At 41.1% G+C, this 6,057-nt stretch carries 5 protein-coding genes and 1 pseudogene; all 6 read right to left on the bottom strand.

Features of this window, described 5'->3' with window-relative positions; translation table 11 throughout:
- Positions 1 to 155 precede the first annotated feature (155 nt).
- Positions 156 to 584, bottom strand: a pseudogene (locus IQ228_RS18910) (ChuX/HutX family heme-like substrate-binding protein); the annotation flags it as partial.
- 97 nt (positions 585 to 681) lie between these two features.
- A complete protein-coding gene (locus IQ228_RS18905) occupies positions 682 to 1,635 on the bottom strand; it encodes a PhoH family protein (RefSeq protein WP_053540860.1) in 954 nt (317 codons plus the stop codon).
- Positions 1,636 to 2,065: 430 nt separating this feature from the next.
- Positions 2,066 to 2,452 (bottom strand): KH domain-containing protein, encoded by a 387-nt coding sequence (locus IQ228_RS18900; RefSeq protein WP_027403098.1) that lies wholly within the window; start codon positions 2,450 to 2,452, stop codon positions 2,066 to 2,068.
- 7 nt (positions 2,453 to 2,459) lie between these two features.
- Entirely contained in the window at positions 2,460 to 2,720 is a 261-nt protein-coding gene (gene rpsP / locus IQ228_RS18895; RefSeq protein ID WP_027403099.1) for a 30S ribosomal protein S16, read from the bottom strand.
- A 387-nt stretch (positions 2,721 to 3,107) separates the two neighbouring features.
- Positions 3,108 to 3,848, bottom strand: coding sequence for a Uma2 family endonuclease (locus IQ228_RS18890; protein ID WP_193963925.1), 741 nt, complete (start codon positions 3,846 to 3,848; stop codon positions 3,108 to 3,110).
- Between the two features lie 172 nt (positions 3,849 to 4,020).
- Positions 4,021 to 5,469 (bottom strand): signal recognition particle protein, encoded by a 1,449-nt coding sequence (ffh, locus tag IQ228_RS18885; protein WP_193963923.1) that lies wholly within the window; start codon positions 5,467 to 5,469, stop codon positions 4,021 to 4,023.
- Between the last annotated feature and the right edge of the window lie 588 nt (positions 5,470 to 6,057).

Raw genomic sequence — 6,057 nt, 5'->3', positions numbered from 1 at the left:
GATTTAAATATCCCCGACTTCTTTGAGAAGTCGGGGATCTGAAGCTTACGAAATTACAAGGCTTTTAGTAGTTTGTCAAATTTATTTTGACGGGTAATAATCGGAAAAAACTTCTGTTCCTCCCTCCCCTGCCTCTCTTCTCCCCCTGCTTGCCTTCACCCGTCATTTTCGGGTTGACAGACTACTAGGGCTAAAGGTTGCCAAATTTCTCCATATTTTTCTTTTAAAAGTTGCCAAGCTTCTACTTGTCCTGGTTCGTATTCTCCGGGTTTACCCCATTGTAAAAAGAGGCTTAATGCAGGTTTTTCTTCTGCATCTAAAAACCGAATCGCATAGGTTGTAAAATTTCCTCTTTTGGCTTCACCTGTTTCAAATTTCACTTTTTGAATCATATCCATATTCAAATGAAATTCAAAGCCTTCGGTGTGCATATTCGCATATTTACCTTTTGGTAATTCGGCGTAATATAGCTTTTCTATTTTTCCTCTAGCTTCTAAAACAGCGGCGCTACTGGTGACAATTAAGCGCAAAGTTCCCAAGGTTTCACAAGCTTCTAAAAATTCTTTCAATGTTGTACTCATAGGTGTTGATTTTTTAGTTGTTAGTGTTCAATTTCAGATTTATAGCGTTTTTTTGGATCTAATACAATCCAGAAGGCAAGAGGGCGCAGACCCTGCGCCCCTACGTTTCGTATTTTTCATAAGCAGCAACAATCCGCTGCACTAAGGGATGACGAACCACATCTTTTTGAGAAAATTCGCAAATGGCGATTCCTTCCACGTTTCTGAGAATCTGTAAGGCTACATCTAAACCTGATTTTTGATGGGGTGGTAAATCGGTTTGGGTGATGTCACCTGTGATTACCATGCGGGAGTTAAAACCCAATCGGGTTAAAACCATTTTCATTTGCGCCGGTGTGGTATTCTGGGCTTCATCAACGATGATAAAGGCGTTATTTAATGTCCGTCCCCGCATATAAGCTAGTGGTGCGACTTCGATGATTTCCCGTTCGATTAGGTTGGGGACTTTTTCGGGGTCTATGAATTCATTTATGGCATCATATAGGGGACGTAAATAGGGGTTGACTTTTTGCTGTAGGTCTCCTGGTAAAAAGCCGAGTTTTTCTCCTGCTTCGACTGCGGGACGGGTTAAAATCAGTCGTTCAAATTGATTACTGAGTAGGGCTTGGACTGCCATAACTACAGCGAGATAGGTTTTCCCTGTTCCCGCAGGACCAATACAAAAGGTTAAATCACGTCTACGAAGTGCGTCTATATATTGGCGTTGGTGAAAGGTTTTGGCACGAATTTCAAAACCCCGGCGAGTTTTGGCGAGGATATCCCGTTGTAGGTCTTGGAGTTGGTCTTCTGTATTTGTATCGAGGGCTTGACGGGCTGTGAGAATATCGGCACTAGAGATATTATTACCTTTACTCCACAAATTTTCCAGCGATCGCACTAACCGCTTTGCTAATTCTACCTGTTTAGGTGTTCCCGAAATTAATAATTCTTGCCCCCGGAGGACTAAGTTAGCCCCTGTTTGTTGTGATAAAAACTTGATATTTGCCTCACCATAACCAGCTAGAGCGATCGCACTGGACATACTAGGCAGTTGAATTATGGAATCATCTGCCATATTATTGCTGAATTGGGTGAAAGGTGGTTTTTAACAAAATTAATATTTTCCTATAGCAGGGAACAGGGAACAGGGGTGAAACTCTTGTGGTGTATGGTTTTTTAGATAAATTTTGTATCTCATTCAAGTGCATACCGCCATATTAAATGTAAATTGAAAATTCTATAATTTTCTATTAATTAAGGCTTATTAAATAAAACTAAAACTCAAGCAATTTATCAGCAGTTTCTACACTATTCTTTCTTCTTTCTCCTGACTCCTGACTCCTCCCATATTGGAAAATAGGCTGACAACATTTGTTAATTCTTGGCTGGTAAATCCGCAGTGAACACGGAAATATTCGCCAAGACTTGACAATTTTGTTGTCCCCTTTCTCCATCTTTCCCAGAAAATAATCTGTAATCAACCATTTAAACTGACCAGTTATGATCTAGCGTAAACGTGGTTTAACAACAGGTTTGGGAATATTGCTCTCTCTTTCTTTCGACTTGGGTGGTAGTATCCGCTCTTCCTGGTCTTCATCAAAAGACATACTATCTCGACTTTGGGAACTGCCGCCGTAAATATCCAGGTATACTGATTGCCCAGCTAGTTCTGCTGCTGCGGAAATTACAGTGCGAATTGCCTGGATATTTCGTCCCCCCCGACCAAACACTTTTTCTTTATCTATGCTGTTAAAAGCAATGCGAACCCAAGCCCGCTTAAGGGTTTGAGACATTTCACAATCAACGCTTAAAGATTCTGGAGATTCTAAAAACGGTTGCACAAGAAACTTCACCAGCCCCACATAATTGGGATTGGTTGTTAGGGATTTAATCTCAAGACTATGATGCGGCTGTTGCACTGACCTGTTCAAAAACGTTAGCTTTTACGAGGATACGACGAACTGTATCGGTAGGTTGAGCGCCTTGTTGCAGTCGCTTAACAATACCAGGAATATCTAATTTTACTTCATCAGTTCTGGGGTTATAAAATCCTAGTTCTTCTAGGGGGCGACCGTCACGACGGGCAAGATTGTTAATAGCAACAATCCGGTAACTTGCTTCGCGCTTTTTGCCAAATCTTTTTAAACGCAATTTGATCATGTTGAGAACTGTTTCTCCTGTTCCTAGTGAGTGAGTTTGTAACTGATTGATAAGAAAGTGATTGGGATTATTATACCCGCCTTCACAACTTCCAACACTGAAATGCTAATTTTAGCACTTTCTAGCTGTGAATGGCTATTAGTTTAGTTGTCAGTTGGAAAGATATTCTCTCCGTTCCCTTTTCCCTGTTCCCGTCGTTTCGGGATAAAACAGTTGTAGTACCTCAATCTTTCCTCCATTACCTGCACTAATTCATTATAAACAATTTTGATAAATTATTGATCAGAGCATAGACTACGTGCTTATTTCCGCAAAGACCAAGATCGAACTTGACCTAAAGTCACAGGAATTCTGTCACTAACATCAATGGTAAACAAAAACACCTTTTTAGAGATTATTGATATCAATACCTTTAGCTGCTAATTTTGCTAATAGGTCTTGATAATTTTTATGTTCTTGTTCAGCACGTTGTTTTTCTTGTTCAGCACGTTGTTTTTCTTGTTCAGCACGCTGTTCTTCTTTGTCGGCACGTTGTTTTTCTTGTTCGACACGTTGATTTAATTCCACAGATGTGAGAAACTTAGCGCCATGAGGATAATAAATTTCTAAGTTATCTGCTGTGAGTTTAAAACGTATGTCTAAACGCGGGCTAACCCAATTATTAATATCCTCAATTGCCTCTAAACATTCTTGTTCAAGAATAAATCCTGTTAATTCAATTGTGTCTGGATTGTATATATAATACTCTTCTACCCCATAACGCTGATAAAAGAGGATTTTTTTGGCCATTTCTTTGGTGCTATTTCCCGGAGATAGGATTTCAAATACCACTTGGGGAGGAATATTATTTTCTTGCCATTGTTTATAAGAACCTCTATCACCTTTGGGTCTTCCAAACACCACCATGACATCAGGTGCTTGTCTGGTTTTTACACTTCCTTCTACAGGATACCAAAGTAAATCACCGGCTATAAATACATCATTGTTTGCGGCGAATAATATTTCTAAATTTTCCTTAATTTTAACAATCCATTCATATTGTTTAGTATTATCGGACATAGGGTTGCCATCACTATCAGGGTAGATGATTTCTGGTTTGATTTCTGGTGGTGTAAGTTGCTGTACCATATCTGAATCTCCATTTTACCAAAGGTAAATAAAGTTTTGAACACAAGCAGTAGCACTGACGAATATATTAACAATTATAGTGATTTGCGATAGACCCTGAACAAACACCGTAGTTATTGCATTTGGCAAATCCCGAATTTATGGAAGAAATCCGGGATTTTGTGCTTAAATTCTAAAGAGTCCCAAAACCTTTTTTCTTTTTCTCTTTCTTTTTCTTCGCTGGTGGTGCGCCACCGGGGTAGCCACGCCAGCCGGCTGAGGGGCGATTACCACCTGCGGCTAAGGGATTACCACCACCAAACATTCCGGGCATTCCTGGTATACCACCTTGTCCCATTTGCTGCATGAGCGATCGCATTTTTTGGAAGTCTGCCACCAGTTTGCTTACATCCGCTTCTCTGTAACCAGAACCAGAAGCAATTCGACGGCGGCGACTGGGAGAACTCGATAATAAATCTGGGTCACGGCGTTCTTTGCCCGTCATGGAATTGATCATGGCTTCACAGCGTTTTAGCTGGCTTTCTCCATGCTTTAACTGGTCATCAGAAAGCTTGTTCATGCCCGGAATCATCTTCATAATTCCGCCCAAAGAACCCATGTTTTTCAACAACCGCATTTGCTTGAGAAAGTCAGTAAAATCAAATTTCGCTGACAGGATTTTCTCCTGCATTTGCTCCGCATCTGCCAAATTTATCTCTTCTTGGGCTTTTTCAACTAAGGTGAGAACATCCCCCATGCCCAAAATCCGCGAAGCCATCCGGTCAGGATAAAACGGTTGCAGAGCCTCGACTTTTTCCCCTACACCCACAAATTTAATCGGCGCACCGGAAATTTGCCGCACAGATAACGCCGCACCACCTCGGCTATCCCCATCCATTTTGGTCAGGATTGCCCCAGTAATACCGATTTTATCATGGAAGGTGCGCGTGAGATTTGCCGCCTCTTGACCGGTCATTGCATCCACAACTAACAGGGTTTCATCGGGCTGGACTATTTCTTTGATGCGGGCTAATTCCGCCATCATATCTTCGTCAATTTGTAAGCGTCCGGCAGTATCAATAATTACTGTATTTATGCCTTCGGCTCTGGCACGTTCCACACCTTGACGGGCTATTTCTACGGGGTCTGCTTCAATTCCCAGTTCAAATACTGGGACATCAATTTGCTTACCAAGGGTAATTAACTGGTCAATAGCTGCGGGACGATATATATCTGTAGCCACTAGCAGACAACTACGATCTTGTTTTCGTAAATGCAAAGCCAATTTAGCAGTAGCTGTGGTTTTCCCTGTCCCTTGTAAACCAGCCATAAGAACAACGGTGGTCTTACCTGGAACTTCTGCGAGGGGAACATTTTCTTCCCCCATTACCTGCACTAATTCATCATGAACAATTTTAATGAATTGTTGGTCAGGACGTACACCAGCGATAACTTCAGCCCCTTGTGCCTTAGTTTCAACTTCGCTAATAAAATCTTTGACTACCTGGAGATTAACATCTGCTTCCAACAAAGCCCGACGCACTTCCCGTAAAGCGTCTTGTATATTGGATTGGGAGATTTTATCCTGTCCTCGCAGTTTTTTCCAGGCGGATTCTAAACGGTCAGATAGTGCATCAAACATATTTCAGTTACAACGTAGTTAGTCTGTGGAGAATATTTACTCAGTTTTTAAGGATCTTCTTTACTAGCTTATCTGAGTCTAGCAACTGATGAATCTGGTAAACCGTAATTTTGAAGGTGTTTTAGTTGGTAATAGGTCTTTCCTTACGTAGTAAGAAAGGAAAAACGAACCACAGAGGACACAGAGAACACGGAGAAAGGAGATTTAACAGGGATTTTTGGGTAAGTTTGACCAATAGGACTTACCCACAAGTTACGAAAGAATGAACCACGTTCGCGAAGCGTGCCGAAGGCATAGGTACGAAGGACACGAAGATAAAGAGAGTTTTAGAGGTATTTTGCCTAAGGGACTTCCAATTAAAAAAATACCCAAAAATTTCTTGTGGTGCAGGCATCTTGCCTGCTAATCATCAAGGACAGGCAGGATGCCCATCCCACAAAATTGGGTAATTTATTTTTTGGTGTTCCCTAAGTTCTGGTTTATATAAAAGTGGTAAATCCCAAATTATAGATCCCCGACTTCTTAAAGAAGTCGGGGATCTGTCCATGAATGATCGCTATGGCTGCATTCTTACCTAAAATCTATAAT

The sequence above is a fragment of the Dolichospermum sp. LEGE 00246 genome, from assembly GCF_015207865.1.
GTDB lineage: Bacteria > Cyanobacteriota > Cyanobacteriia > Cyanobacteriales > Nostocaceae > Dolichospermum > Dolichospermum heterosporum.
Note: the sequence above shows the minus strand (reverse complement) of the source record. Positions and strands in the feature narration are given on the sequence as shown.